Raw genomic sequence first — 25,152 nt, 5'->3', positions numbered from 1 at the left:
CGTGTGGGGGGTGTTCATCCCTTCACCGCCCCGGCACTGAAGCCGGTGACCAGCCACTTCTGGATGAAGGCGAAGACGACGACGACGGGGACGGCGGCGATGACGCCGCCCGCGGCGAGCGCGCCGAGGTCGACGCTGTCAGCGCCCATGAGGGTGTTGAGGCCGACCGGGATGGTCTGCTTGTCCTGGCTGCTGAGGAACATCAGGGCGAAGAGGAAGTGGTTCCAGGCGTGGACGAACGCGAAGGAGCCGACGGCGACCAGGCCGGGCCGCAGCAGCGGCAGGACCACGATCCGGAAGGCGTGGAACCGGTTGCACCCGTCGACCCACGCCGCCTCCTCCAGGGAGTACGGCACGTTCCTGATGAAGCCGCTGATGAGGATCATCGACAGCGGGAGCTGGAAGACGGTCTCGGCGATGATGACGCTGCCGAGCGAGTTGATCATCCGCAGCTCGGCGAAGATCTGGAAGAGCGGTACGAGGAGCAGCGCGCCCGGCACGAACTGCGAGCAGAGCAGGGCCAGCAGGAAGCCCTCCTTGATCCGGAAGTCGAAGCGGGCCAGCGCGTAGCCGCCGGCCAGTGCGACGACCGTCGTCATCACCAGCACCGCGACGCCGATGAGGAGGCTGTTCTGGAAGAAGACGCCGAAGCTGCGGTCGTTCCACACCTTCTCGAAGTGCGCGGTGGTCATCGGCCAGGGCAGCAGCGAGGTGGAGCCGGCGGGCCGCACGGCGAACAGCAGGATCCAGTAGAAGGGGACGAGGGTGAAGAGGAGGTACACGCCCAGCGGCAGGTAGATCTGCCAGCGGGGCACCTCGTCCCAGGCCCGGCGCCTGCCGCGGCCGGCGGCCGGCGGTGTCCGCCCCGGCGGCGGGGCGTCCGGCGCGGCGGCCGCCTGGGCGGCGGGGGCCGCGCTCAGGATGGGCTCGGCTGTCATGCGGCGTCGCCTCCGAACTTGCTCAGGCGCAGGTAGACCATCGAGCAGAAGAGAAGGATCACGAACGCCACCGTGGTGAGCGCGGAGGCGTATCCGAAGTTGTGGGCGTCGACGCTGGTGTGGGCGATGTACAGCGGCAGGGTGGTCGTCTCGCCCGCGGGTCCGCCGCCGGTCAGCGTGTAGAGGAGGTCGACGTTGTTGAACTCCCAGACCGCGCGCAACAGCGTGGAGAGGACGATCGCGTCCCGGATGTGCGGCAGCGTGATGTGCGTGAACTGGCGGAGGCGGCCCGCCCCGTCGACCTCGGCCGCCTCGTACAGGTCCTTCGGCACGGACTGGAGGTCGGCGAGGATGAGGATGGCGAAGAAGGGCACGCCCCGCCAGAGGTCGGCGACGACCGCCGCCGGGAACACGGTCGCCGTGTCGGAGAGCCACGACGTGCCGTAGGTGCCCAGACCGAGGTCGGCCAGGTAACGGGTGATGCCCGTCTGCGAGTTGTAGAGCAGCACCCAGATCGCGGACGTCAGCACGCCCGACACCGCCCACGGCGAGAACACCAGCGCCCGGCCCAGCGCGCGGCCGACGAACGTCTGGTTGACGATGAGGGCGAGCGCCAGCCCGAAGAGGAGCTGGAGCGTCACCTCGACGACCACCCACTTGAGGCTGAAGGTCAGCGTCCCCCAGAACCGCGGGTCGTCCGTGAAGATCCGGGTGAAGTTGTCCAGCCCCGCGAACCCGTTCCGCCAGGGCTTCGTGGGGTTGTGGTGCCGGAGGCTGTAGTGGAAGACGCTGAGCACCGGGTAGGCGATGAAGCCCAGCATCAGCAGTCCGGCGGGGGCGATCAGCAGGTACGGCAGTCGGCGGGGCGTCGCTCCCGTGCGACGGCGTGCCCGGGCCGGGACGGCCCGGGGCGGTGGGGTCACAGCTGAGGCCATGACGGCGGCTCCGTTCTCGGTGAAGCGCTTCGCGAACGACGTTCGAGATCTCGGACAGGCGGGGTGGGGTGCGGGGGACGGCCGGCCGAGGCGCCGGGACCGCCGGGCGGGTCTCAGCCCGCGTACGGATCGGGCGTCGTGCCCGGCCGGGACAGGAAGGCGAAGTCGCAGCCGGTGTCGGCCTGGGTGATCTGCTCCATGTACAGCGCGCCGTAGCCGCGTTCGTACCGGGCCGGCGGCGGCGTCCACGCGGTCCGACGGGCGGTCAGTTCCTCGTCGGGGACGTGCAGGTGCAGGGAGCGGGCCGCGACGTCGAGGGTGATCGTGTCGCCCGTGCGGACCAGGGCCAGGGGCCCGCCCACGTGGGACTCGGGTGCCACGTGCAGCACGCAGGCCCCGTAGCTCGTCCCGCTCATCCGGGCGTCGGAGATCCGGACCATGTCCCGCACCCCCTGCTCCAGGAGGTACCGGGGGATCGGCAGCATGCCGTACTCCGGCATCCCCGGCCCGCCCTTCGGACCCGCGCCGCGCAGCACGAGCACGTGGTCGGCCGTGATGCCGAGCGCCGGGTCGTCGATGGTCCGCTGCATCGTCCGGTAGTCGTCGAAGACGACCGCCGGGCCGGTGTGCTTCAGCAGCCGCGGATCGGCCGCGATGTGCTTCACGACCGCGCCGTCCGGGCAGAGGTTGCCCCGCAGCACGGCGACCCCGCCCTCCTCCGCCAGCGGCCTCGACCGCTCCCGGATCACCTCGTCGTCGTGGACCAGCGCTCCCGCGAGCTGTGCGCGCAGCGTCGGGTGCGACACCGTCGGCCGGTCCAGGTGCAGCACGTCGGTGAGCCGGGACAGGAACCCCGGCATCCCGCCCGCGAAGTGGAAGTCCTCCATGAGGAACCGCCCGCCGGGCCGCAGGTTCGCGAGTACCGGCACCGTCCGGGCGATCCGGTCGAAGTCGTCGAGCGTGAGCGTCACCCCGGACCGCCCGGCCATCGCGATCAGGTGGATGACGGCGTTCGTCGAGCCGCCCAGTGCCAGGACCGCGGCCACCGCGTCCTCGTACGCCTCCCGGGTGAGCAGCCGGGAGAGCCGCAGGTCCTGCCGTACCAGCTCCACGATCCGCAGGCCCGAGGCCGCCGCCATCCGGTCGTGGCCCGAGTCCACCGCCGGCACCGAGGAGGCGCCCGGAACCGTCACGCCCAGCGTCTCGGCCGCAGCGGTCAGCGTGGACGCCGTGCCCATGGTCATGCAGTGGCCGGGGGAGCGGGCCAGCCCGTTCTCCAGCTCGGCCATCTCGCAGTCGCCGATCGTCCCGGCCCGCTTCTCGTCCCAGTACTTCCACATGTCGGTGCCGGAGCCGAGCGTCTCGCCGCGCCAGTGGCCCGGCAGCATCGGACCGGCCGGCACGAACACGGTCGGCAGGTCGACCGACGCGGCGCCCATCAGCAGCGCCGGCGTGGTCTTGTCGCAGCCGCCCATCAGCACCGCCCCGTCCACCGGGTAGGAGCGGAGCAGTTCCTCGGTCTCCAGGGCCAGCAGGTTGCGGTAGAGCATCGGGGTCGGCTTCTGGAAGGTCTCCGAGAGGGTGGAGACCGGGAACTCCAGGGGGAAGCCGCCCGCCTGCCACACGCCCCGCTTCACCGCCTGGGCCCGGTCGCGGAGGTGGACGTGGCAGGGGTTGATGTCGGACCAGGTGTTGAGGACCGCGATCACCGGCTTCCCGAGGTGCTCCTCGGGGAGGTAGCCGAGCTGCCGGGTGCGGGCCCGGTGGCTGAACGAGCGCAGCCCGTCCGTGCCGTACCACTGGTGGCTGCGGAGCTCCTCGGGCCGGCGGCCCCCGTCGGCGCTCATATCGGCCACCCGCCGGCGATCGCCGCGACCTCGGCCCGCTCCGGCTCCGGGAGTTCCCGGCTCGGCGGGCGGATCGCCCGGCGGCACAGGCCGAGGGAGGCCAGCGCCTCCTTGACGACGGTGACGTTGTCGGCGCTGCCGTTCGCCGCCCGCAGCTCCTCGAAGCGCCGGACGCGCTCCCACACCTTCATGGCCGTCGGATAGTCCCCGGCGCGCAGCGCGTGCAGCATCTCCAGGGAGAGCGCGGGGGAGACGTTGACCAGGCCGGAGGTGAAGCCGGTCGCCCCGCTCGCGAAGTACGCGGGGGCGTACGGCTCGGCGAGGCCCGCCACCCACACGAACCGGTCGAGCCCCGCGTCCCGGGCGAAGCCGGCGAACCGGGCCGCGTCCGGGACCGCGTACTTCACGCCCACGACGTTCGGGCAGGCGGACCCCAGCTCGGCGAGCCGGGCCCCGCTCAGCAGCGGGTTGCGGACGTAGGGGACGACGCCGAGCTCCGGGACGGCCTCGGCGATCGCGCGGTGGTAGTCGACCCAGCCGCTCTCGGAGACGTACGGGTGGACGGGCTGGTGGACCATCACCATGTCGGCGCCGGTGGCGTGGGCGTGCTGGGCGGCGTCGACGGCGGTCGGCAGGTCGTGGCCGACGCCGACCAGGATCAGGGCGCGCCCGCCCGCCTCCTCGACGGTCGCCTCGGTGACCGCCCGGCGCTCCTCGGGGGCGAGCGCGTAGAACTCGCCGGTGTTCCCGTTGGGGGTGAGGGTGCGGACCCCGCCGTCGAGCAGCCGCCGCAGCAGCGCGCGGTGGGCGGCGGTGTCGACCGAGCCGTCCTCGGCGAAGGGGGTGACCGGGATCGCCACGACGTCGGCGAGGGCGGTCCTCAGCGTCTCGAATTCCATGGTGCCTCGCAGTTCGCTCACGGGCTGGGCGCCCACGGGGTGGACGCTCACCCGCCGGTCACGGGGGAAGGGGGGAAGGCGCGCTCGACGAAGGAGGCGATGTGCTCGTGGACGGCCCGGCCGGCCCCCGCCGCGTCGCCCGCGACGGCCAGCCGCAGGATCTCCTCGTGCTCCGCGGCCTCGCGCTCCCAGGAGGGGACCGCGGCCCAGGCGACGGTGGAGACCAGGGCGGCCTGGTCGCGGACCTCGTCGAGCATCCGGCCGAGCAGCGGATTGCCGCAGGGCAGGTAGAGCGCGCGGTGGAACTCCCGGTTGGCCAGGGACCGTTCGGCCGGGTCCTCGGCGCTCGCGGCCCGGCGCAGCGCCTCGTGCGCCGCGTCCAGCGGGGCTCCGGAGACGACGGCGCGGCGGACGGCCTCGGGCTCCAGGAGCAGGCGGACGTCGTACACGGCGCGGGCCATGTCCGCGTCGACCATCCGGACGGTGACGCCCTTGTACTGGTTCATCACCACGAGCCCGCTGCCCGCGAGGGTCTTGAGCGCCTCGCGGACCGGGGTCTTCGACACCCCGAAGCGCGCGGCGAGTTCGGTCTCCACGAGCGCCTGGCCCGGTCGGAGACCCCCGGTGAGGATGTCGTGCTTGATCGCCTCCAGGACGTACTGGGTGCGGGACGGGATGGGACTGGGGGCGAAGGTCATGGAGCACTCTCAGATCTCGTGTATCGCGTCTCATATATGACGTACGCAGTGCAACGGGCATGAAGCTAGGGGGGCTTCGATGTTTCGTCAATGCTTCGCACAGGGTTCGTGAAAGCGTTTTCTGTCCCGCGGGATCCGGGCGGCGCCGGGGCTGGTTCGCCGTTTTGCCGGGATGACCCCCGAGCGGCACGACCGCGGCCGCGCGGGGGACACCGGTTGTCGCGCTCCGGCCGGGCGCGGTGCGGCGGCGAGGGCGACGGCCCTCCCCGGCACGTGCCGGCGCCGGTGTCCGCGCGGCCACCCGCCCGGGGCCTCACGGACGCCCCGGACAGCCGTCGGACCCGTGACGGCCGACGGGCCGAGCGGAACGCGTTCCTCCCTCCAGCCGCCCACGAGCGGCCGGAGGGAGCCTGGTCGAAGCACTCGGCCGCGCGGTCCGGAGAGCTCGCGCGCCGGCCGTCTCGGGCGCCGAACTCCCCTGCTCGGCCCCGTCCCTGGGGTGCGGAGGCGCCCGGACGGAAACCGGTCCGCGACATGGCCGGGAGGCGGCGCGGAGGGGCGGAGGGCCGGCGCTACGATCCTCGAGCCCCGTCGGTGCCCTGTCGGGCGGTGGCTGGGGCGACCCGAGGGCCGGCCTGCCCGAGCGGCCTTCGGAACCGGGCGGACCCGATCCGCGGTGTGCCCGTGGAACCACAGGAGGAAGAGCATGAAGTTTCGGTCCGAGGTCGAACCGCCCGAGCGCATGCGGGGTCTGGAGGTTCCGCCCGAGGTCGTCGAGGCGCTCGGTGGAGGCGCGCGGCCGCCGGTGACGATCACCGTCAACGGGCACTCCTGGAAGAGCCGGGTCGCCATCATGCGCGGCCGCCACCTGCTCGGCCTCAGCAAGGCCAACCGCGAGGCCGCCGGCGTCGAGACGGGCGAGGAGGTCGAGGTCGAGCTGGAGCTCGACACCGAGCCCCGCGTCGTCGTCGAGCCCCCGGACTTCGCCGCCGCCCTCGACGAGGACCCCTTCGTCCGCGCCGCCTACGACAGCCTCTCCCACACCCACAAGCGCCGCCACGTGCTCGCCATCGAGAGCGCGAAGGGCGCCGACACGCGCCGCCGCCGCATCGAGAAGGCCATCGACACCCTCCGCGGCTGACACCGCGAGGCGCGCGCCGCCACCCGTCGGCCGCCCCCGCCGGGCCCGCGGCCTGCGTGGTCACCAGCGCGCGACGTCCTCCACCCGGAGCGCGGACGTCGCGTCCCCCGCGGCCGCGGGGCACGCCTCGCCCCCGCCTCCGCCCGCCCCGTCCTTCACGGCCGCCTCCGGCCCTCGGCGCCGGCCCGTCCGGAGGTCGGCGGCGTGCGCGGCGCGCCGGAGGCGGTCCTGGTGGGCGGGGAGGGCGAGCGTCGTGCGGTCCTCGGTCTCGCGGCCGTTGACGTGCGGCTCGTCGCCGGCGAGGACGACGACCACGTCCGCCGCGGCGGCGGCGCGGGCGACGGCCTCCTCGCCGCGTTCGAGGGTCCCGACGGTGAAGGTCTCGGCGGATGCGCGCGCGGCGGCAACCTTCACGGCCCCGGCGGCGACAGAGACGTAGCCCCCCGTCCCGAGGTGCACAAGGAGGTGCCCGTCCCCATGGGCTTCGAGCCGGAACGTCTCCCGTACGACCCAGCCGCCCGGCTCGTCCGCCGAGGCGCGGACGAGGCCGTCCTCGGCGACCGACAGATAGCGGCCGTCGGGAGCGCGCAGGGTGAGCACCCCGCCGCCTTGGTCGACGAGGGGGAGCGCGGAGCCCTCGGGGGCGGCGGTGAGCGGCGGAAGGCCGGTGCGGCCGGTGACCGGGGCCGGGTCGAGGGCGGCCCCGGCGTCGCGTACGGGCCCGGCCGGCCCGCCCTCCGGGAGGCGCAGCCAGAGGGCGGACGCGGTGCGCCGCCCGATCCGGTCCCCGCCCTCGGCGCAGTCCGCCCGGTCGGCGCCGAACCGCTCCCGGAGCCCGTCGAGCGGGCCGGACCGGTGGAGCAGGGCGCCGCTGTACCAGTCCCGTTCGCAGGCGCCGCCGAGGAGGCCGACGACCGCGATCCGACCCGGGTCGGCGGCGAGCGGGAGCAGGGGCCGCCCGTCGGGCGCCGGTCCATCGGGGAGGAGGACGACCGCGGACTCCGCCGCCTCGCGGTGGCCGGGGGTGTCGAACCGGTCCTCGTCGGCGTGCGGACCGCCGTCCGGGTCGAACCCGCCGAGGAGGCGCCGCACGGTCAGCTGCCGCCCCACCGCGCGGTCCACGTCCTCGGCGCCGATCAGCCCGCGCTCCAGGGTCCCGCGCAGCCGGCCCAGGATCACCGAGGCGTCCGTCCCGTGGTCGGTGCAGGAGTCGACGCCGGCCCGCGGCGCGGCCGCGCCGGCCTTCACGTGGGTGGCGAAGCGGCCCTGGGAGTCGGCCAGGTCGGACGGCGCGCCCGCGTCGGAGCACGCCTGCCCGCCGTCCTCCGCAACGGCCGTGCCGGGTACCTCTCCCCCCTCTCCGAGCCCGCCGCCCTGAGCGTGCTGCTCGCCGGCCCGGCCGGCGACGCCGGAGTGCGGCCGGCTGTCGACGGCCTCCCCGCCGGCGTCGGGGCCGTCCGCCGCGGCACGCTGCTCTTCCTCCTCCACCACGGCCGCGACGCGGTCACCGTGCCGCTGCCCGGCGCCCACCGCGACCTCCTCAGCGGCACCATCACGGAAGGGGAGCCGACGTCGGAGCGGTACGGGGCAGCCGTCCTGGACCCGCTCCCGGCCCCCGGACGCGGGGACGACGGCACCACGGCGACCGGGACGGAGGGACGCGGATGAACCACGGCACCTGGGAGCCCGCGCCCGCGGCCCGCTGGGAGGACGCCTTCCTCGCCGGGAACGGGTGCCACGGTGCCCTGGTCCACGGCGACCCCGACGACGACCCGGTCACGGTCACCCACCACACCCTCGTCCGGCCGGACAACCCGCCCGCCGACACCGCCCCGCCCCGCCTCGCCGACCGGCTCCCCGCCCTCCAGGACGCCCTGCTCGCCGGGGACCCCACCGCGGCCGAGACCTTCACCGACGGCCGGCCGCTGCGCTGGGTCCGGCCCTTCCACCCCGGATTCCGCACCCGTGTCCGCCGCCCGCCCGCGGCCGACACGGCCCTCCCGGTGCGCCGGTCCGTGGACTTCGCCACCGGCGTCGTCACCGGCTCGTGCGGGGAGCGGCGGAGCGAGGTCTTCGTCTCCCGCGCCGACGACGTCGTCGTGCAGTACGTGACCGCGCCCGGCCCCCGCGTCGAGATCGACCTCGACCACCGGCTGCCCGGCGCCCCCGCGGGACTCGCGGTCGGCCGGGGCCTCGCCACCGACCGCCGCGCGAGTGTCCTCACCCTCCACGCCCGCTACCCGGACAGCCCGCTCGGCTACACCGGCCTCACCGTCCTGGTCACCGACACCGGCCGCACCACCCTCACCGACTCCGGCGTACGGATCGAGGGCGCCGGCCGGCTGCTCCTCCTCACCCGCGTCCGCCGGCACCCCGCGGACACCGACCCCGACGAGGAGACGGAGGCGCTGCGCTCGCTGGTCACCGGCGCCGCAGCCCGGCACGCGGCGATCACCGGCACCGGCGCCACGGATCCCGCCGCCGTCCACGCCCGGCTCCTCGCCCGCCACACCGCCCTGCACGAACCCGCCTACCGGCGCGTCACCCTCGACCTCGGCGCCGACCCGGACGAACGGGCCCTCCCCGGGTCGGCGCTCCTCGCCCGCCCCGACAGCCCCGCCCTGCTCGAACGCCTCTTCGCCGCGGGCCGCTACCACCTGCTCTCCTCCTCCGGGATGCTGCCGCCCCGGCTGCCCGGACTCTGGACGGGCGACTGGGACACCCCCTGGTCCGGGGCGTTCACCACCCACGCCCACCTGAACCTCCAGACCGCGTCCGCCGTCGCCGCCGACCTGCCCGAGACGACACGGGCCCACGCGGCGCTGATCGAAGGCCGGACGGACGACTGGCGCGAGAACGTCCGGGCCGTCTTCGGCGCCCGCGGCGTCGTCGCCCCGTCCCACACGGACGGGACGTCGGGGCACGCGTACCACTTCAGCCGCGCATTCCCCCTCCACCTCTGGACCGCCGGCGCCGACCGGCTGCTCAAACCCCTCCTCGACCACGAGGAGGCCACCGGCCGCCGCACCGCGCCCGTCACCGCCCTGCTGACCGAACTCGCCCTCTTCTACGAGGACTTCCTCACCCGCACCGGACCCGACGGACGGATCGCGATCGTCCCCTCCTACGCGCCGGAGAACCACCCGGAAGGCGGGAGCCGGGGCGCGGTCGACGCCACGATGGACATCGCCGCCGCGGGCCACGCCCTGCGCGCCGCCGCCGAGCGCGCGCCCGCCGCCGACGCGGCGCGCTGGCGGGCACTCGCCGGCCGCCTCCCGGCGTACCGGGTCGACGACGACGGGGCCCTCGCCGAATGGGCCCGGCCCGGACCCGGTGACCACCACCGGCACCGGCACCTCAGCCACCTCCACCCCGTCTGGCCGCTGGAGGAGATCACCCCGTACGACACGCCCGACCTGGCCCGCGCCGCCCGCCGCGCCCTCGCGCTGCGCCGCAGCGAGAACGACTCGGCCCACGGACACCTCCACCACGGCCTCGTCGCCGCCCGCCTGGGCGACTCCGCCCGCACCGGGGACGCCCTCACGCGGGTCCTCACCGGGGACTACTTCCACGACTCCCTGATGAGCGCGCACCACCCCGCCCGCGCCGCCTACGACGCCGACGCCGCGCACGCCCTTCCGGCCCTCCTCCTCGCATGCCTCGCGCAGTCGACGCCCGGCCGGCTCGTCCTGCTGCCCGCGCTCCCGGCCCGCTGCCCCGACGGCCGCGTCGAGGGCGTACGGACCCGGTTCGGCGCCCGTCTGGACCTGACCTGGTCCCCGGGGGCGTACCGCGCCGTCCTGCGCCCCGACCGCGACGCCGACATCGAGGTCCGCGGCCCGGCGGGGGCGTCCCGGCTCGTGCTGCGCCGGGGCGAGGAGCGCGTGCTCGACGGCTGAACCGAGGGTCCGGCGGGCGGGCACGGTGGGGGCGCCGGACCGGACCGAGCGTCCCCCGCCGCGCCGTCCGGCCGGGTCCGCCCCCGTGGCGGTCCGCCAGTTCCCGGGCGGGCGGGGCGGCGGGCCGGAGCTGTCCCGCACGGTGAGGCCGGACGCCTCGGCGCCGCCCTGGAACGCCGGGAGTCCGACCCGGACGCCAACGCCGTCGCCGCCGCGGTCCGCGAGGGCTCCGGCCGGATCGTCGCCGCCCTGTCCGTCGCGGTGCCGGTGCACCGCTGGAGCGAGGACCGCGTCCCCGAGCTCACCGCCCTCGCGGTGCGGGGAGCCGGAGCCCTCTCCGCCCGCCTCGGCCACCCGCCCGCTGAACCGGACCGCCGCTCCCGGACCGCGCACGACCCGCGCCGGAGACCGGCGACGCGGGTGCTCGCGGGCCGCGCCGTCAGGGGCCGTCGGTCACCAGGACGACCTCCAGGGTCCGCGGCCCGTGCACGCCCTCCACCCGGTCGAGTTCGATGTCGCTGGTGGCGGACGGGCCGGAGATCCAGGTCAGCGGGCGCGTGGGATCGAGACGGGGAAGCGCCAGCGGCACCGAGGCCACCACCTGCGCGGGGGCCCGCACGACGCAGACGTGCAGATCGGGGACGAGGGTGAGGGCCCGCCGGCCCTGGCCGGGGCCGCCGTCGAGGACGAGCGTGCCGGTCTCGGCGATCGCCAGCGCACACCCCGTCACCACCGCGTGCGTGGCGTCGAGCTCGCCCGGGGTCAACGGCGGATCGTCGGTCCGCTGCTCGGCGTCGGTGGCGCCGAGCCAGTCGGCGGGCAGCCCGGGCGGGACGGCGACGCTGCGTGCGCCGCGCTCGGCGAGCAGCCGGGCCACGAGCGCGCCGACTCCGTCCGGCGGTGTGCGGTGCACCTGCGCGCGGTAGTCGGCGAGGTTCTCGTGGAGGAGGTCGAGGAGGGCGTCCGGGTCGTCCGGGACGTGGCGCACGCGGTACTCCCGGGTCACCCCGGGGGCCTCCGGCGCTCCGGCGACCGCGGCACGGATCCGTGCGAGGACCCGCGCGCGCGAGCCGGTGGTGTCGGGTGTCATGTCCGGTTCTTCCTCCACCAGTCGCGGAACGGTTCGGCGGGCACCTCGGGCAGGTCGCGGTGGTCCGACCACTGCCGGGCGCCCGGCCCCGGCAGCCGGCGCGGGTGGAGCGCGCGGGTCGCCGAGGCGAGCCGCTCGCCCGCCGCCAGGGCGCGCGGACGGTCGAGCAGCCAGGTGGCGGCCGTGACGGCGGCCCGCTCCAGGCGGTGCCCGTCCTGCCCGGCGACCTTCTCCCGCAGGTGCACGAGCACCTCGGGGATGTCGATGGCGACCGGGCACACGTCGTAACAGGCCCCGCAGAGCGAGGAGGCGTACGGCAGGGAGGCGTCGACCGCGCTCGTGGTGCCCCGCAGCTGCGGGGTGAGGATCGCACCGATCGGCCCGGGGTAGACGGAGCCGTAGGCGTGGCCGCCGGCCCGCTCGTACACCGGGCAGACGTTGAGACAGGCCGAGCAGCGGATGCACCGCAGCGCCTGGCGCCCCACCTCGTCGGCGAGCGCGTCGGTGCGGCCGTTGTCCAGGAGGACCAGGTGGAAGGCGCGCGGGCCGTCGCCGTCGCTGGTGCCGGTCCACATCGACGTGTACGGGTTCATCCGCTCGGCGGTCGAGGAGCGGGGGAGCGTCTGGAGGAACACCTCCAGGTCCCGCCAGGTCGGCACCACCTTCTCGATGCCGACGACGGAGATGAGGGTCTCGGGCAGCGTCAGGCACATCCGGCCGTTGCCCTCGGACTCGACGACGACGAGGGTGCCGGTCTCGGCGACCATGAAGTTCGCCCCGGAGATCCCGACCCGGGCCCGCAGGAACTTCTCCCGCAGGTGCAGCCGGGCCGCCTCGGCCAGGTCGGCCGGCGCGTCGCCGAGGCCCTCGGGTGCCGGGCGGCCCCAACGCCCCATCTTCTCGCGGAAGATGTCCCGGATCTCGCCGCGGTTGCGGTGGATCGCCGGCACCAGGATGTGCGAGGGACGGTCGTCGCCGAGCTGGACGATCAGCTCCGCGAGGTCCGTCTCGTACGCGGCGATGCCCTCGGCCTCCAGGTGCTCGTTGAGCCCGATCTCCTGGGTGGCCATCGACTTGACCTTGACGACCTCCCTCTCGCCCGTCGCCCGCACCAGCTCCGTCACGATCCGGTTGGCCTCGTCCGCGTCGGCGGCCCAGTGCACGGTGCCCCCCGCGGCCGTCACCGCCTCCTCCAGCCGGAGCAGATGGGTGTCGAGGTTCCGCAGGACGTCGTCCTTGATCCGCTTGCCCGCCTCGCGCAGCTCGGCCCAGTCGTCCAGCTCCGCCACGGCCCGCGCCCGCTTGTCCCGGATGGTGCGGGTGGCGTGCCGGAGATTGGCTCGCAGCCGTTCGTCGCGGACGGCCTCGTGCGCCGCCTCCGGGAACGCCGGCATCCCGAGGAAGGCCCGCCCGTCGCCCGTCCCGTCCGGGCGCGTCCTCTCGCCGCTCATCGCCAGGGCTCCTCTTCCGTGCTCGCCAGGATCTCCGCCAGGTGCAGGGCCCTCAGCGGCGCGTCCCGCCGCCTCAGCATCCCGCCCACGTGCAGCAGGCAGGAGTTGTCCGCGCCGCACAGCACCTCGGCACCGGTGGACAGGGCGTTCGCGATCTTGTCGGCACCCATCGCCGCCGACACGTCCGGGTTCTTCACCGCGAAGGTGCCGCCGAAGCCGCAGCACTCCTCCGCGCCCGGCAGCTCCACGAGCTCCAGGCCCTTCACCGCCTCCAGGAGGCGCCGGGGCCGCTCGCCGAGGCCGAGCGTCCGCAGTCCGTGACAGGACGGGTGGTAGGTCACCCGGTGCGGGAAGTACGCGCCCACGTCCGTCACCTCCAGCACGTCCACCAGGAACTCGGTCAGCTCGTACGTCCGCGGTCCGAGGCCCGCCGCCTCCGCGCCGAACGCCGGGTAGTGCGAGCGCACCATCGCCGCGCACGACCCGGACGGCGTCACGACGTGGTCGTACCCCTCGAAGGCCCGGACCGTGCGCCGGACCAGCGGGGCGGTCAGGTCGCGGTAGCCGGTGTTGTACTGCGGCTGCCCGCAGCAGGTCTGCGCGGCGGGGAAGTCCACCTCCACGCCCAGCCGTTCGAGCAGCCGGACCACGGCCACCCCCGTCGCGGGGAAGACGGCGTCGTTGACGCAGGTGACGAACAGGGCGACGCGCATCACGGGTTCCTCGGGGACGGTTCGAGCCGGACCCGGCCGCGTCCCGGGCGGCACGGCCGGCACGGCCATTCTGCGGGACGCAGTGTCGCAGGGGCGGCCCGCGCGCCACCAGCGCGCCTCGGGGCCGTTGCGCGTACGAGCCAGAGGCGGGACCGCCACCGGTCACCGCTCCCTCGGCCGCGTCGGCGGACCGTCCCGCTTCCGGCAGGTCCGCGACCGGCGCGAGGGCGCGCACCGCGCGGTGGCCGAGGCGGGACGGTCCGCCGCCGCGCTCCTTCTGGAGGAGACCGGCGAGGGGGCGGCCGGCCACCGGCACGCGCACGTGGCCCTCCGGCCGGAGCTGGTCGTCCGTCGCTCGACGTCCGCCGGACGCCGACCCGCGCACGGTCGCCGCCGCGACGCCCGTACGGACCCGGGCCGGTCCGTACGGAGGCGCCGGTGCCTCCTCAGCGGACGCCGAGCAGGTGCTCCAGGGCCAACTGGTCCAGCCGCTCGAAGGCCATGGAGCGCGCCGCCGCCGCGTCCGGGTCGAAGGTCTCGTACGCCGTCGGGTCGGCGAGCAGCCCGGCGAGGCCGTCGGCGGCCGTCGGCTCGGCGAGCTCCGGCAGCCGGGAGGCGGCCAGTGCGTCCAGGACGTCGGCGTCGGCGCGGAAGGCGGCCGCGCGCTCCTTCAGGATCAGGTAGTTGCGCATGCAGTTCTTCGCCGACTCCCACACGCCGTCGAAGCCGTCCGTGCGCACCGGCTTGAAGTCGAAGTGGCGCGGCCCGGCGTACCCGGCCGTCTCCAGCAGGTCCACCAGCCAGAACGCCTGCCGCAGGTCGCCCGCCCCGAAGCGGAAGTCCTGGTCGTACTTGATACCCGACTGGCCGTTCAGGTCGATGTGGAAGAGCTTGCCCGCCCACAGCGCCTGCGCGATGCCGTGCGGGAAGTTCAGCCCGGCCATCTGCTCGTGCCCGGTCTCGGGGTTCACGCCCACCAGCTCGGGCCGTTCCAGCCGCTCGATGAACGCGAGCGCGTGCCCGATGGTCGGCAGCAGGATGTCGCCGCGCGGCTCGTTCGGCTTGGGCTCGATCGCGAAGCGCAGGTCGTAGCCCTGCTCGGTGACGTACTGGCCGAGCAGGTCGAAGGCCTCCTTCATCCGGTCGAGCGCGACCGCGACGTCCTTCGCCGCGCCGGACTCGGCACCCTCGCGGCCGCCCCACGCGACGTAGACCGTGGCGCCGAGCTCGACGGCCAGGTCGATGTTGCGGAGGGTCTTGCGCAGGGCGAACCGCCGCACGTCGCGGTCGTTGGCGGTGAAGGCCCCGTCCTTGAAGACGGGGTGGCCGAACAGGTTCGTCGTGGCCATCGGCACCGCGAGGCCGGTGCGGTCCAGGGCGCCCCGGAAGCGCTTGACCACCGTGTCGCGCTCGGTCTCCGAGGCGCCGAAGGGGATCAGGTCGTCGTCGTGGAAGGTGACGCCGTACGCGCCGAGACCGGCGAGCCGCTCCACCGCCTCGACGGGGTCCAGCGCGGGGCGGGTCGCGTCGCCGAAGGGGTCACGGCCCTGCCAGCCGACGGTCCACAGGCCGAAGGTGAAACGGTCCTCGGGCGTGGGTGAGAAGCGCTCCGTCATGGTGTCTCCTTGCTACTGGCCACCGGATTTGTTTTCTGAGATAACTAATACGGGACGGGGGCGCTCGGCGCCAGACCCGACGAGTGAAGAGAAGAGGTGACGGTGTGCCCACCAGCCGCTCCGTCGTGATCGGCGTGGACAGCTCCACGCAGTCCACCAAGGCCCTCGTGGTCGACGCGGACACCGGCGAGGTCCTCGCCGCGGGCCGCGCCCCGCACACCGTCACCGGTACCGGCGGCGCGCGCGAGTCCGACCCCGACGCCTGGTGGACGGCCCTGTGCGCGGCCGTCCGCGCGGCCGTCCGGGACTCCGGCGTCCCGCCCGCCGCCGTCACCGGCATCGCCGTCGCCGGCCAGCAGCACGGCCTCGTCACCCTCGGTGCCGACGCCCGTCCCGTACGCCCCGCCCTCCTCTGGAACGACACCCGTTCCGCTCCCCAGGCCGCCGCCCTCGCCGGCCGCCTCGGCGGCCCGGCCGCCTGGCCGGCCCGCACCGGCTCGCTCCCCGTCGCCTCCATGACCGCCGCCAAATGGCTGTGGCTCCGCGAGAACGAACCGCACCACGCCGAAGCCACCACCGCCGTCCGCCTCCCCCACGACCACCTCACCGAACGCCTCACCGGCCTCGCGGTCACCGACCCCGGCGACGCGTCCGGGACGTGCTGGTACCGGACGGGCGAGGTCCCGGCGGGCTCCAAGGCACCGGCGGGTCGCCGGACGGGCGAGGTCCCGGCGGGCTCCAAGGCACCGGCGGGCCTCGGAGCCCCGGCGGGTCCCGGCCGGCCGGTCGGGACCGCCGACCACCGCCCGGACGGCACCCGTACCGACTGTCCGGCTCCGGCCGGTGCGTACGACCCCGAGGTCCTCGACCTCATCGGCCTCGACCCCGCCCTCCTGCCGGCCGTCGCCCCCACCGGCGCCACCCCCGTCGGCACGCTCACCGAAGCCGCCGCCGAGGCGCTCGGCCTGCCCCGCACCGTCGTCGTCGCCGCCGGTACCGGCGACAACATGGCCGCGGCCGTCGGCCTCGGCCTCGGCGGCGCCGGCCTGCTCGACCACCCGGTCGTCAGCCTCGGCACCTCCGGCACGGTCTTCGCCGCCACCCGCACCCGTCCCGCCGACGCCGGACTCGCCGGCTTCGCCGCCACCGACGGCACCCACCTCCCGCTCGGCTGCACCCTCAACTGCACGCTCGCCGTCGACCGGTTCGCCACCCTCCTCGGCCTCGAACGGGAGGACGCCCTCCCCGGCGAGGGCGTCGTCGTCCTGCCCTACCTCGACGGCGAACGCACCCCCGACCTGCCGCACGCCGCCGGCCTCGTCACCGGCCTCCGGCACGGCACCGACCCCCGGGCGATCCTCGGCGCCGCCTACGAGGGCGCGGCCTTCACCGTCCTCCACGCCCTCGACCGCCTCCTCGCCGCCTGCGGGCTCGACCCCGCCGACCCCGCCGTACGCGACCGCCCCCTGCGTCTCATCGGCGGCGGCGCCCGCGGCCGCGTCTGGACCGACACCGTCCGCCGTCTCTCCGGCCGCCCCCTCGTCGTCCCCGCCGCCGTCGAACTCGTCGCCCTCGGCGCCGCCGCCCTCGCCGCCGGCGCCGTCTCCGGCACCGACCCCGTCGCCCTCGCCACCGCCTGGGGCACCGGCGACGGCACCCTCCTCCCACCCCTCACCCGGGACGACACCACCTGGTCCCGCCTCACCGACGTCCTCACCGCCGCGACCCCCACCCTCCTCGGCCCCCCACCTCCGGCCTGACCCAGGTGCCCCTGTCGTCGTCGGCCCCCACGACCCGGCGGCGACAGGCGTGCGCGCCCCCGACGCGGTACGGGCCCCCGGGCGCCCGGTCGAGCCCGGGGCGCGGGCGGTCGAGGGGCCCCCGGGGCGCGGGCGCACCGCACACGAACGCGCTCCATCCCCTGACACCACGCCACCCGGCGACCTACCCTGGCGGAAACGACGGGGGAGACACACATGACCGCTCTGCTGATCCTGTTCGGGGTACTCGCCGGCTTCGGTGCCCTGCTCCTGTTCACCCTCCTGCGCCGCGGCAGCAGCCGCACCGAGACGGCCGACGGCCTGCGCCAGGAGGAACGGGCCCGCCTCCAGGCCCAGCACGACCGGGTCTCCTTCGGGGCCGCCGCCGTCCACAACTCCGTCCCGACCGCGAGCGACACGTACAGCCGCCGTCAGGGGCGGTCGTAGGGGGACGGCATGGCGGTCGTCCTCGGTGAGCGGCGGCGGTTCGCCGCCGAGATCGGCGAGGGGGGCGGCGCGCTCCGACGCGTGGACCTGTGGGTCGCGGGCGAGCATCTGACGTGCGACGACAACATGGTCTACGTCCGGCAGTTCCGTCTCGCCGTGCGGAGGACCGTCGACCGCCTGCACTCCGGCACGGCGCTCGGTCCGCCGTTCGCAGACCCGTCGCCGACGGCCGCTCACCGCCGGTTCACGCGTGCGGCGGACGCTTCCGAGGAGTCCACGGCCGGCGACGAGGCGCGCCACCGGCACCGGGAGCTGGACTGGGGCCCCACCACCGACAACGCGATCGTCCATCTGTTCCGCGAGGGCGGGCAGCTGGCGCTCACGCTGCAGTTCTGGCGTCCGGAGCACCTCCTGCTGCGCCCCGAGCACGACGGAGAGGTCTTCCTGGCGGAGCTTCCCTGCCGGGCGTTCACCGGCATCCTCGACGACCTTCTGGCCCTGCTCGGCGACCGCGCGCGGGACGCCTGAGCCGGGGAGCGTCCGGACACGCCTCCGGTGCCCCGGGCCGCTCCCCGGACGACCCCCCTTAGCCCGAACGCCGCTCTCCGCCTGCCCCCGCACGAGCGGGTCCGCCGGGGCGGCGGTGTGTCAGGCGGGGGAGGTCGCGGATGCGCAGGGACAGTGCGGGCATGACTCGTACTTCCCTCCGTACGCGAGCACGTGCCCGTACGGCTACCCGAAGGGCGCTCCTGTGCGCCGCGCTGCTCGCCGTGGTGGTCCAGACCGCGGCCGTCGGACCGGCGGTCGCGGAGGGGCCGGACGGCCGCGGCGGGCGCGACTGCGTGCGGACCGAGGGGCCGCTGGACGGGCGGGCGCGGCAAGTCCTGGAGATCGCGCGCAAGGCGAAGAAGGACCTGCGGCTGAACGCCGTGGAGCTGCGGGTGACGGTGGACGGCCGGGAGGTCGTGACGGAGGCGCTCGGCGAGTCGATGACGGGGGTGCCGGCGGAGCCGGACATGCACTTCCGGGCGGGCTCGGTGGCGTTCGCCCACATCGGCACGGCCCTGCTCCGGCTGGTCGAGGAGCGCAGGGTGCGGCTGGACGACACCGTGGAGCGCTGGCTGCCGGACCTGCCGAAGGCCGACCAGATCACCCTGCGCATGCTGGCGAGCAACACCAGCGGGCTCCACGACTACGTCACGGACCCGGCGTTCGGCGCCGAGCTGGGGCCGCATCCGTTCCGCGCGTGGACCCCGCAGGAGCTGCTCGCCTTCCCGCTCGCCCACTCGTTCTGGTACCCGCCGGGCACCAGCTGGAGCTACTCGCACGCGAACTACCTGCTCCTGGTGCAGGCCCTGGAGAAGATCACGGGGATGCCGATCGAGCGGTTCGTCCGGCAGCGGGTCACCGGTCCGCTGGGCCTGCGCGACACCCGGAACGGCTTCACCCCGGACATCCCGCGCCCGGTCCTGCACGCCTTCACCTCCGACCGCGGTCTCTACGAGGAGTCGACGTTCTGGAACCCGTCGTGGACCACCGCGCCCGGTGCCGTGATCACCACGCACATCTGTGACCTGGCCCGTTCGGCCGAGGGCGTCGGGAGCGGCGAGCTGCTGTCCCGGCGCTCCTACGACACGCTGCTCGACCCGGGCACGGTCGGCCTCGGGGGCGCCTCCGCCACGTGTCCCGCCTCGATCTGTCTGCGGCAGACCGAGGCGAAGCACTTCGGTCTCGGCGTCATCGTGGTGAACGGCTGGGTGCTCCAGAACCCGTCGTTCTCCGGGTACGCGGCGATCCAGGCGTACCTGCCGTCGAAGCGCCTCGCCCTCGCCGTGGCCACCACCAAGACGGCGACGACACCCGACGGGAACACGGCCGAGGTCGTCGCCCAGCGCATCGCCGCCGCACTCGCCCCGGGCACGCCGCTGTCCATCGGCTGACGGGGGAGGGCCGGGGGCCGGGGCGCGGCGCGGACACCGCGCCCCGGCCCCCGGCCGTGCCGCGGCCGCTTCCCGCTCCCCGGCCCCTTCCCATACCGTGGCCGCGTCCTCCGTCCCGGCCCGTTCGCGCGCCCCTTCCCGTGCCCCGGCCTCCTGTCACGCCCCGGCGGTGACCCGCCGCTGGTGCACGCGCAGGTGCAGCGTCGCCAGGTCGAGGAGCGGGGTCGGCACGCCGAGCGCGCGGGCGCGCTCGGTCAGGTCGCCGAAGAGGTGCTCGACCTCGGTGGGGCGGCCGGAGACCAGGTCGCGGTAGAGCGAGGGCACCATGGGCGAGCCGGGTGCCGAGACGACGGCGAGGGTGGCGGCCCGCTCGGCGTCCGGTACGGGGTGGCCGGCGGCGCCGGCGACGGCGGCGGCCTCGTCGAGGAGCGCGGGACCGAGGGCGGGGCCGCCGGGGGTGTCGTACACGTCGCCGACGGTGCCGCGCATGAGGCTGGTCAGGGCGCCGAAGGTGGTGATGAAGACCCACTTGTGCCACATGGCCGTGACGATGTGCCCGGGCACCGGCGCGTCGATGCCGGCGCCTTCGAGGACGGTACGGATCTTCTCGACGCGCGGGGAGAGGGTGCCGTCCTGCTCGCCGAGGGCGAGGTGGGCCAGGGGCGCGAGCCGGCGGACGGCGCCGGAGTCGTCGAGGGTGGTGACCACCTTCGCGACGCCGCCGAGGACGGCGGTTTCGCCGAAGCGGGCGTTGAGCGGGGCGAGGTGGGCCAGGCCGTTGAGGAGGGGCAGGACGGTGGTGTCGGGCCCGACGGCCGGGGCGACGTCCTCGATCGCGCGGTCCAGCCCGGTGGACTTCACCGAGAGGAGGACCAGGTCGTAGGGTCCGTCCGGTTCCTCGGCGGTGACCAGACGGGGTGTCAGGACCCATTCCTCGTCGCGTCCCACGACCCGGAGTCCGCGGGCGCGGAGAGCGTCGGCGCGGGCCGGGCGGACGAGGAAGGTGACGTCCTCCCCGGCGCGGGCGAGCAGGGCTCCGAAGTAGCCACCGGTGGCACCGGCGCCGACGATAAGGATCTTCATGTCCGGGGACCTCTCGTGGGGCGCCGCGAGGGCGCGGTGGGCGTGATCAGGGGGCGCAGCAGGCGGTGGGGGCGGGCGAGCGCCGCCGTGACGGGGTCGGCGCCGGGGCCGGGCGGGGCGAGTCCGGTGCCGGGGGCGACCACGACGTCCGCGACGGGGACGGCGTCGCCGCACCCGGTGCAGCGGCCGTCCGGAGCGAGGGGAGCGTCGTCGTCGGCGTGGCGGAAGACGCGGCGCGGGCCGCCGTCGGCGGGGTGGAACTCCTCGCCCCAGAGGGAGAGGGCACGGACGGCGGGCCAGAGGGCGACGCCCTTGGGCGTGAGCGCGTACACCTCGCGGCGGCCGGTGCCCCGTTCGGGCCGGCGCTCCAGGACACCGGCTTCGGTGAGGGTGGCGAGCCGGTCGGCGAGGACGGCCCGCGGCACCGAGAGGTGGGCGGCGAACTCCCCGAACCGGCGGACGCCGTAGAAGGCGTCGCGCAGGATCAGCAGCGTCCAGCGCTCGCCGACGACCTCCATCGAGCGGGCGAGGGCGCAGCTCTGGCCGCGGTAGTCACGCGGAAGCGTCATGGCCGGAGCGTAGCCCATGAGAGTTCGGTGACCGAACTGTTTTCACGTGAGCGAAAGGGGCGACTAGGCTCTCGCTCACCATGAACCAGCCCACGGAACCCAAGGCCGACAAGTCGGGAGTGCGCCGGCACAACCTGAGCCTCGTCCTGCGGACCGTCCACGAGGCCGGCGAGACGACGCGCGCGGCCGTCGCGGCCCGCGTCGGACTCACCCGGCCGGCCGTCTCCTCCCTCGTCGAGCAGCTCCTCGACCTCGGGTTCCTCGTAGAGTCGGGCAAGACGTTCAGCGGCCAGGCGGGCCGGCCCGGCACCGTGCTGAAGCCGGCCGGCACCGGAGCGGCCGGCCTCGGCGTCGAGATCAACGTCGACTACGTCACCGTCTGCCTCGTCGACCTCACCGGCACCGACCGCGTCCGGCGCACCGAACGCCTCGACAACCGCGCGGCCGCCCCCGTGGTCCTCGCCCGCGCCGCCGCGATCGCCGCGGAGACCCTCGCCACGGCCGACGGCCTGCGGCTCGCCCCGGCGGGAGCCGGCCTCGCACTGCCGGGGCTCGTGTCCGGCGGCACGGTCCGTCAGGCGCCCAACCTCGGCTGGAACGAGGTCGAGGCGGAGCGCCTCTTCGGCGAGGCCCTCACCGCCCTCCGCCCCGGTGCCGCGGCCCTGCCGCTCACCTCCGACAACGAGGCCAACATGGCGGCCCTCGCCGAGCTGTGGTCCGGTGCCCTCGGCGACGCCCGCACCTTCCTGCACCTGACGGGCGAGATCGGCGTCGGCGGCGCGATCGTCGTGCACGGCGAACTGCTGCGCGGCGCGCACGGGTTCGCGGGCGAGATCGGCCACCTCGTGGTCGACGCCGACGGCCCCCGCTGCCGCTGCGGCTCCCGGGGCTGCCTGGAGCAGTACGCGGGACAGGCGGCCCTGCTCGCGGCGGCCGGGGCGACCGGCGTCCCCGACCTCGTCCGGCGCGCCCGGGACGGGGAGCCGCGCGCCCTCACGGCGCTCGGCGACGCGGGCCGCATGCTCGGACGGGCCCTCTCGGGCGCGGTGAACCTCCTCGACCCCGAGGCCGTCGTGCTCGGCGGCATCTTCCCCCACCTGCTGCCCTGGCTCGCGCCCGCCCTCGCGGACGAGCTGTCCGCACGCGTCGTCTCCGGGCTCTGGACCCCGGAGTCCGGCCGGCTGCGTCCGGCCTCCGCCGCCACCGACGCGTCACGCGGCGCGGCCTCCCTCGTCCTCCACGACGTCCTCGCCGACCCACTGGCCTACGCCCCGCAGCCCGACGCCTGACCCCGCCCGGCGGCCCAAGCCCTGGCGACCGGCGCCTGACCTCGCCTGGTGCTGCGCCCCGCCGACTGACGCCCGGCCACGCCCCATCCCGACGCCTGACCCCGCGCGGCGGCCCAAGCCCTGGCGACCGGCGCCGGACCTCGCCCGGTCGTCCACGCCCCGCCGGTCGCCGCCCGGCCCCGCCCGCACCCCGACGCCCTGCCTACCGGGCGCCTGCCCCTGCCCGAGGGTCTACGCCCCGCCGACCGACACCCGACCCCCACCCGCTGGTCCACGCCTCACCGACCGACATCCGGCCCCGCCCGACGGCCTGCTCCCCACCCCCCCGACGGCTTACCCCCCGCCGCCCTGCGCCCGACCCCCATCGGCCGCCGGCACCCCGACGAACGGGGTGGTCAGGTGCGCCGTCGCCAGCACCGCCCCGCGGGCCGCGGCGCGGCCGAGCCACTCCTCGCGGGAGAGCCGGGCGGCGGCGGGGTCGCGCTCGTGGGAGTACGCGACCGCCGGGTTCGCGAGCTGCACGGCGTGGACCAGCAGATCGCCGGTGACCAGGACGTCCCGGCCGTCCGGCGCCTCGACCAGGACGGACTGGTGGCCGGGCGTGTGACCGGGCGTGGGCACCACCGTCAGCCCGCGCCGCAGCCGCCGCTCCCCGTCGACCTCGTCGAGCCGCCCGTCGGACCGCAGGGGCTCCACCACCCAGGACCACACCGGGTCGTCACGGTCCAGGGCGGCCGTCTCGGCCCGCTGCACGACGTACCGCGCCCGCGGGAAGAACGGCCGCCGGTCGGCGCCGGTCGCCCAGCCGGTGTGGTCCTCGTGCAGATGCGTCAGCACCACCGTGTGCACCTCCTCCCGGTCGATGCCCGCCTCCGCCAGGAGCCCCGGAAGCCGGCCGGGTACGGGGCACCAGGGTGCCCCGGGGCCCTCGGCGGGACCGACGCCGGCGTCGACGAGCGTCCAGCCCCCGCCGCCGGGGTCGGCGACGGCGAAGCACCGGAAGTCCAGCCGCCAGCTCCCCTCGGGGCCGAACGCCCCGGGGTCCAGCGCCGCTGCCCGCTCCCAGTCCGCCGCGGCGGCCCCGGGGAACGCGTCCCGGGCCGGCGCGAAGAACGTCCCCGTGGCGTCGACCAGCGCGGTGACGGGACCCGTCCGCGCGATGTCCGTCCGTTCGTCCATCCGCCGAGCCTCCCACGGACCGGGCTGCGCAGGCCCCACGGACCGGGCTGTACAGGCCCCACGGACCGGGCTCCGCCGGGCCGTTGCGGGAATCCCGCCCTCCGCTCTCATCCCGCTCTCACGCGGGCCTTATCCCGTCATCACCCGGCGCCCCTAGCTTCGCGCTCATGTTCTTCACCTACCTCCGGCGCGAACTGCGCCGCCGCAGAAAGGCGGCGCTCGTCGTCGCCTCCGGGCTCGCGCTCGGCATCGCGCTGGTCATCGTCGTCAACTCGCTCTCCTCCGGCATGAGCCGGGCCCAGGGCAAGGTCCTGGAGTCGCTGTACGGGCTCGGCACCGACCTGACGGTGACGAAGGCCCAGGAACGGCCGGAGAGCGGCGGGCAGGCGCAGCGGCCCCGGTTCGAGTTCCAGGGCAAGGAGGACGGGGCGGCGCAGAGCAGCGACCGGCTCATGGTGCAGGGCTTCCAGACCCTCGCGGACACCACGGTCGCCACCGTCGCGCAGCAGCCCGGCGTCGACCGGGCCGTCGGCGGCCTGAGCCTGGTCGACCTGAAGATCGACGGCGAGTTCAAGCGCGGCCAGATCCAGCGCGGCCAGGGACAGCAGGCCCAGCCGGGCGGCCCCGGCGGCTCCGGCCCCGGCGACACCGTCACCGGCGGCGGCGCGGCCTTCGACGTCAACTCCTTCACCCTCTACGGCACCGACGTCACCGCCCCCGACCTCGGCCCCCTCACCACGTCCACGATCTCCCAGGGCCGTACCTTCAAGGCGACCGAGACCGACGCGAAGGCCGTCGTCCTCGACAGCGCCTACGCCCAGCAGGAGGGTCTGGCCGTCGGCGGCTCGCTCACCGTCAAGGGGGTGAAGTTCGCGGTCATCGGCATCGCGACCGCCGACAGCGGCCAGTCCGCGGCCCAGGTCTACCTGCCGCTCAAGCAGGCCCAGACGCTCTCCGAGTCCACCGCGAAGATCACCACGATCTACGTGAAGGCCGAGGACTCGACGCGGATCGACGCCGTCAAGACCGCCATCCAGAAGAACGTCTCCGGCACCACCGTCACCACCTCCGCCGACCTCGCCCAGACGGTCTCCGGCTCCCTCGACACCGCCGCCGGCCTCGCGTCCGACGTCGGCACGTGGCTCTCGTACGCCGTGCTGCTCGCCGCGGTCCTCGTCGCGGGTCTGCTCACCTCGGCCGCCGTCGGCCGCCGCGTCCGCGAGTTCGGCACCCTCAAGGCGCTCGGCTGGAAGAGCGGCCGTGTCACCCGCCAGGTCGTCGGCGAGGCCCTCGTCAACGGTGTCGTCGGCGGCGCCCTCGGCATCGCGATCGGCCTCGCCGGGGCCTACGCCGTGACCGCAGCCGGACCCACCCTCACCGCCGAACTCGGCGCCACCACCGGCGGGTTCGGCGGCCGGGGCGGCGGCATGGCCTTCGGCGGCCCGGGCGGCGGGGCGCGTGCCGCCGCCGGGAAGACCGTGGACATCGCCCTCACCGCCCCGGTGAGCGTCACCACCGTGGGCCTCGCCGTCCTCCTCGCCCTCGGCGGCGGCCTCGTCGCGGGCGCGTTCGGAGCCTGGCGCGCCTCGCGGCTGCGCCCCGCCGACGCGCTGCGCCGCGTCGAGTAGCCGACCGTCCCGGGGCGCGTCCGGCCGCCC

21 protein-coding genes and 2 pseudogenes are annotated in these 25,152 nt (G+C 75.5%); 10 read left to right on the top strand and 13 right to left on the bottom strand.

The genetic code is table 11. From position 1 onward, the window contains the following. Positions 1-14: 14 nt before the first annotated feature. The 5 genes from ACZ60W_RS04790 to ACZ60W_RS04770 all read right to left on the bottom strand — a co-directional run bounded on the left by ACZ60W_RS04790 (position 15) and on the right by ACZ60W_RS04770 (position 5,317). The gene (locus tag ACZ60W_RS04790) at positions 15-938 is read right to left on the bottom strand and encodes a carbohydrate ABC transporter permease (RefSeq protein ID WP_469753915.1); all 924 of its coding nucleotides are present in this window, start codon (positions 936-938) and stop codon (positions 15-17) included. Further along, complete coding sequence (locus ACZ60W_RS04785) at positions 935-1,873, bottom strand: carbohydrate ABC transporter permease (protein ID WP_469753914.1); 939 nt, start codon at positions 1,871-1,873, stop codon at positions 935-937. The genes ACZ60W_RS04790 and ACZ60W_RS04785 overlap by 4 nt, the downstream gene beginning before the upstream one ends. Before the next feature lie 113 nt (positions 1,874-1,986). After that, the gene (gene araD, locus ACZ60W_RS04780) at positions 1,987-3,720 is read right to left on the bottom strand and encodes an L-arabinonate dehydratase (protein WP_469753913.1); all 1,734 of its coding nucleotides are present in this window, start codon (positions 3,718-3,720) and stop codon (positions 1,987-1,989) included. Further along, entirely contained in the window at positions 3,717-4,619 is a 903-nt protein-coding gene (locus tag ACZ60W_RS04775; RefSeq protein WP_469753937.1) for a dihydrodipicolinate synthase family protein, read from the bottom strand. Before ACZ60W_RS04775 ends, araD begins: the two co-directional genes overlap by 4 nt. 47 nt (positions 4,620-4,666) lie before the next feature. Then, positions 4,667-5,317 (bottom strand): GntR family transcriptional regulator, encoded by a 651-nt coding sequence (locus ACZ60W_RS04770; protein WP_469753912.1) that lies wholly within the window; start codon positions 5,315-5,317, stop codon positions 4,667-4,669. Positions 5,318-6,023: 706 nt separating this feature from the next. Here ACZ60W_RS04770 and ACZ60W_RS04765 point away from each other — a divergent pair. Beyond that, complete coding sequence (locus ACZ60W_RS04765; RefSeq protein ID WP_469753911.1) at positions 6,024-6,458, top strand: YdeI/OmpD-associated family protein; 435 nt, start codon at positions 6,024-6,026, stop codon at positions 6,456-6,458. A 186-nt stretch (positions 6,459-6,644) separates the two neighbouring features. Here ACZ60W_RS04765 and ACZ60W_RS04760 read toward each other — a convergent pair. Next, a pseudogene (locus tag ACZ60W_RS04760) lies at positions 6,645-7,766 on the bottom strand (glycoside hydrolase family 3 C-terminal domain-containing protein); the annotation flags it as partial. Here ACZ60W_RS04760 and ACZ60W_RS04755 point away from each other — a divergent pair. The 3 genes and pseudogenes from ACZ60W_RS04755 to ACZ60W_RS04745 all read left to right on the top strand — a co-directional run. Then, on the top strand, positions 7,653-8,126 hold the full coding sequence (locus ACZ60W_RS04755) for a Beta-galactosidase C-terminal domain (RefSeq protein WP_469753936.1): 474 nt from the start codon (positions 7,653-7,655) through the stop codon (positions 8,124-8,126). The pseudogene ACZ60W_RS04760 and the gene ACZ60W_RS04755 overlap by 114 nt on opposite strands. Continuing rightward, positions 8,123-10,357: a glycosyl hydrolase family 95 catalytic domain-containing protein gene (locus ACZ60W_RS04750; RefSeq protein ID WP_469753910.1), complete on the top strand. Its 2,235-nt coding sequence runs from the start codon at positions 8,123-8,125 to the stop codon at positions 10,355-10,357. The genes ACZ60W_RS04755 and ACZ60W_RS04750 overlap by 4 nt, the downstream gene beginning before the upstream one ends. 168 nt (positions 10,358-10,525) lie before the next feature. Then, positions 10,526-10,684, top strand: a pseudogene (locus ACZ60W_RS04745) (IclR family transcriptional regulator domain-containing protein); the annotation flags it as partial. 112 nt (positions 10,685-10,796) lie between these two features. Here ACZ60W_RS04745 and ACZ60W_RS04740 read toward each other — a convergent pair. The 4 genes from ACZ60W_RS04740 to xylA all read right to left on the bottom strand — a co-directional run bounded on the left by ACZ60W_RS04740 (position 10,797) and on the right by xylA (position 15,227). Next, on the bottom strand, positions 10,797-11,447 hold the full coding sequence (locus tag ACZ60W_RS04740; RefSeq protein ID WP_469753909.1) for a LutC/YkgG family protein: 651 nt from the start codon (positions 11,445-11,447) through the stop codon (positions 10,797-10,799). Further along, positions 11,444-12,898 (bottom strand): lactate utilization protein B, encoded by a 1,455-nt coding sequence (locus tag ACZ60W_RS04735; RefSeq protein WP_469753908.1) that lies wholly within the window; start codon positions 12,896-12,898, stop codon positions 11,444-11,446. The genes ACZ60W_RS04740 and ACZ60W_RS04735 overlap by 4 nt, the downstream gene beginning before the upstream one ends. Beyond that, positions 12,895-13,611 carry a (Fe-S)-binding protein gene (locus ACZ60W_RS04730; protein ID WP_469753907.1) on the bottom strand — a complete coding sequence of 239 codons (717 nt, stop codon included), beginning with the start codon at positions 13,609-13,611 and terminating at the stop codon, positions 12,895-12,897. Before ACZ60W_RS04730 ends, ACZ60W_RS04735 begins: the two co-directional genes overlap by 4 nt. A 446-nt stretch (positions 13,612-14,057) precedes the next feature. Beyond that, the gene (gene xylA / locus ACZ60W_RS04725; RefSeq protein ID WP_469753906.1) at positions 14,058-15,227 is read right to left on the bottom strand and encodes a xylose isomerase; all 1,170 of its coding nucleotides are present in this window, start codon (positions 15,225-15,227) and stop codon (positions 14,058-14,060) included. A 104-nt stretch (positions 15,228-15,331) separates the two neighbouring features. On the opposite strand from xylA, the gene ACZ60W_RS04720 reads away from it, so the two are divergent. The 4 genes from ACZ60W_RS04720 to ACZ60W_RS04705 all read left to right on the top strand — a co-directional run bounded on the left by ACZ60W_RS04720 (position 15,332) and on the right by ACZ60W_RS04705 (position 19,374). Further along, the gene (locus ACZ60W_RS04720; protein ID WP_469753905.1) at positions 15,332-16,987 is read left to right on the top strand and encodes an FGGY family carbohydrate kinase; all 1,656 of its coding nucleotides are present in this window, start codon (positions 15,332-15,334) and stop codon (positions 16,985-16,987) included. Positions 16,988-17,203: 216 nt separating this feature from the next. Next, positions 17,204-17,434, top strand: a complete 231-nt coding sequence (locus ACZ60W_RS04715; RefSeq protein ID WP_469753904.1) for a hypothetical protein — start codon at positions 17,204-17,206, stop codon at positions 17,432-17,434. Positions 17,435-17,443: 9 nt separating this feature from the next. Next, complete coding sequence (locus tag ACZ60W_RS04710; RefSeq protein ID WP_469753903.1) at positions 17,444-17,962, top strand: hypothetical protein; 519 nt, start codon at positions 17,444-17,446, stop codon at positions 17,960-17,962. A 161-nt stretch (positions 17,963-18,123) separates the two neighbouring features. Beyond that, positions 18,124-19,374, top strand: coding sequence for a serine hydrolase domain-containing protein (locus tag ACZ60W_RS04705; protein ID WP_469753902.1), 1,251 nt, complete (start codon positions 18,124-18,126; stop codon positions 19,372-19,374). Positions 19,375-19,530: 156 nt separating this feature from the next. Here ACZ60W_RS04705 and ACZ60W_RS04700 read toward each other — a convergent pair whose 3' ends face one another. After that, positions 19,531-20,457, bottom strand: a complete 927-nt coding sequence (locus ACZ60W_RS04700) for a ketopantoate reductase family protein (RefSeq protein ID WP_469753901.1) — start codon at positions 20,455-20,457, stop codon at positions 19,531-19,533. Further along, positions 20,454-21,026 (bottom strand): winged helix-turn-helix transcriptional regulator, encoded by a 573-nt coding sequence (locus tag ACZ60W_RS04695; protein ID WP_469753900.1) that lies wholly within the window; start codon positions 21,024-21,026, stop codon positions 20,454-20,456. The genes ACZ60W_RS04700 and ACZ60W_RS04695 overlap by 4 nt, the downstream gene beginning before the upstream one ends. A gap of 80 nt (positions 21,027-21,106) precedes the next feature. Here ACZ60W_RS04695 and ACZ60W_RS04690 point away from each other — a divergent pair, with 80 nt between their 5' ends. After that, positions 21,107-22,315, top strand: a complete 1,209-nt coding sequence (locus tag ACZ60W_RS04690; RefSeq protein WP_469753899.1) for an ROK family protein — start codon at positions 21,107-21,109, stop codon at positions 22,313-22,315. A 333-nt stretch (positions 22,316-22,648) separates the two neighbouring features. Here the strand turns inward: ACZ60W_RS04690 and ACZ60W_RS04685 are convergent, their stop codons facing one another. Continuing rightward, on the bottom strand, positions 22,649-23,494 hold the full coding sequence (locus ACZ60W_RS04685) for an MBL fold metallo-hydrolase (protein WP_469753898.1): 846 nt from the start codon (positions 23,492-23,494) through the stop codon (positions 22,649-22,651). Between the two features lie 167 nt (positions 23,495-23,661). Here ACZ60W_RS04685 and ACZ60W_RS04680 point away from each other — a divergent pair, with 167 nt between their 5' ends. Continuing rightward, on the top strand, positions 23,662-25,122 hold the full coding sequence (locus ACZ60W_RS04680; RefSeq protein WP_469753897.1) for an ABC transporter permease: 1,461 nt from the start codon (positions 23,662-23,664) through the stop codon (positions 25,120-25,122). Positions 25,123-25,152: the final 30 nt, after the last annotated feature.

Source organism: Streptomyces sp. NPDC104202, assembly GCF_055584185.1.
The sequence above is the reverse complement of the archived record's forward strand: the minus strand, read 5'-3'. Positions and strand labels throughout refer to the sequence as shown.

What these genes read in the sequence shown, in the direction of transcription:
- ACZ60W_RS04790 (WP_469753915.1), bottom strand. Translation starts at nt 938, where the DNA reads ATGACAGCCGAGCCCATCCTGAGCGCGGCCCCCGCCGCCCAGGCGGCC.
- ACZ60W_RS04785 (WP_469753914.1), bottom strand. Translation starts at nt 1,873, where the DNA reads ATGGCCTCAGCTGTGACCCCACCGCCCCGGGCCGTCCCGGCCCGGGCA.
- araD (WP_469753913.1), bottom strand. Translation starts at nt 3,720, where the DNA reads ATGAGCGCCGACGGGGGCCGCCGGCCCGAGGAGCTCCGCAGCCACCAG.
- ACZ60W_RS04775 (WP_469753937.1), bottom strand. Translation starts at nt 4,619, where the DNA reads ATGGAATTCGAGACGCTGAGGACCGCCCTCGCCGACGTCGTGGCGATC.
- ACZ60W_RS04770 (WP_469753912.1), bottom strand. Translation starts at nt 5,317, where the DNA reads ATGACCTTCGCCCCCAGTCCCATCCCGTCCCGCACCCAGTACGTCCTG.
- ACZ60W_RS04765 (WP_469753911.1), top strand. Translation starts at nt 6,024, where the DNA reads ATGAAGTTTCGGTCCGAGGTCGAACCGCCCGAGCGCATGCGGGGTCTG.
- ACZ60W_RS04750 (WP_469753910.1), top strand. Translation starts at nt 8,123, where the DNA reads ATGAACCACGGCACCTGGGAGCCCGCGCCCGCGGCCCGCTGGGAGGAC.
- ACZ60W_RS04740 (WP_469753909.1), bottom strand. Translation starts at nt 11,447, where the DNA reads ATGACACCCGACACCACCGGCTCGCGCGCGCGGGTCCTCGCACGGATC.
- ACZ60W_RS04735 (WP_469753908.1), bottom strand. Translation starts at nt 12,898, where the DNA reads ATGAGCGGCGAGAGGACGCGCCCGGACGGGACGGGCGACGGGCGGGCC.
- ACZ60W_RS04730 (WP_469753907.1), bottom strand. Translation starts at nt 13,611, where the DNA reads ATGCGCGTCGCCCTGTTCGTCACCTGCGTCAACGACGCCGTCTTCCCC.
- xylA (WP_469753906.1), bottom strand. Translation starts at nt 15,227, where the DNA reads ATGACGGAGCGCTTCTCACCCACGCCCGAGGACCGTTTCACCTTCGGC.
- ACZ60W_RS04715 (WP_469753904.1), top strand. Translation starts at nt 17,204, where the DNA reads ATGACCGCTCTGCTGATCCTGTTCGGGGTACTCGCCGGCTTCGGTGCC.
- ACZ60W_RS04710 (WP_469753903.1), top strand. Translation starts at nt 17,444, where the DNA reads ATGGCGGTCGTCCTCGGTGAGCGGCGGCGGTTCGCCGCCGAGATCGGC.
- ACZ60W_RS04705 (WP_469753902.1), top strand. Translation starts at nt 18,124, where the DNA reads ATGACTCGTACTTCCCTCCGTACGCGAGCACGTGCCCGTACGGCTACC.
- ACZ60W_RS04700 (WP_469753901.1), bottom strand. Translation starts at nt 20,457, where the DNA reads ATGAAGATCCTTATCGTCGGCGCCGGTGCCACCGGTGGCTACTTCGGA.
- ACZ60W_RS04695 (WP_469753900.1), bottom strand. Translation starts at nt 21,026, where the DNA reads ATGACGCTTCCGCGTGACTACCGCGGCCAGAGCTGCGCCCTCGCCCGC.
- ACZ60W_RS04690 (WP_469753899.1), top strand. Translation starts at nt 21,107, where the DNA reads ATGAACCAGCCCACGGAACCCAAGGCCGACAAGTCGGGAGTGCGCCGG.
- ACZ60W_RS04685 (WP_469753898.1), bottom strand. Translation starts at nt 23,494, where the DNA reads ATGGACGAACGGACGGACATCGCGCGGACGGGTCCCGTCACCGCGCTG.
- ACZ60W_RS04680 (WP_469753897.1), top strand. Translation starts at nt 23,662, where the DNA reads ATGTTCTTCACCTACCTCCGGCGCGAACTGCGCCGCCGCAGAAAGGCG.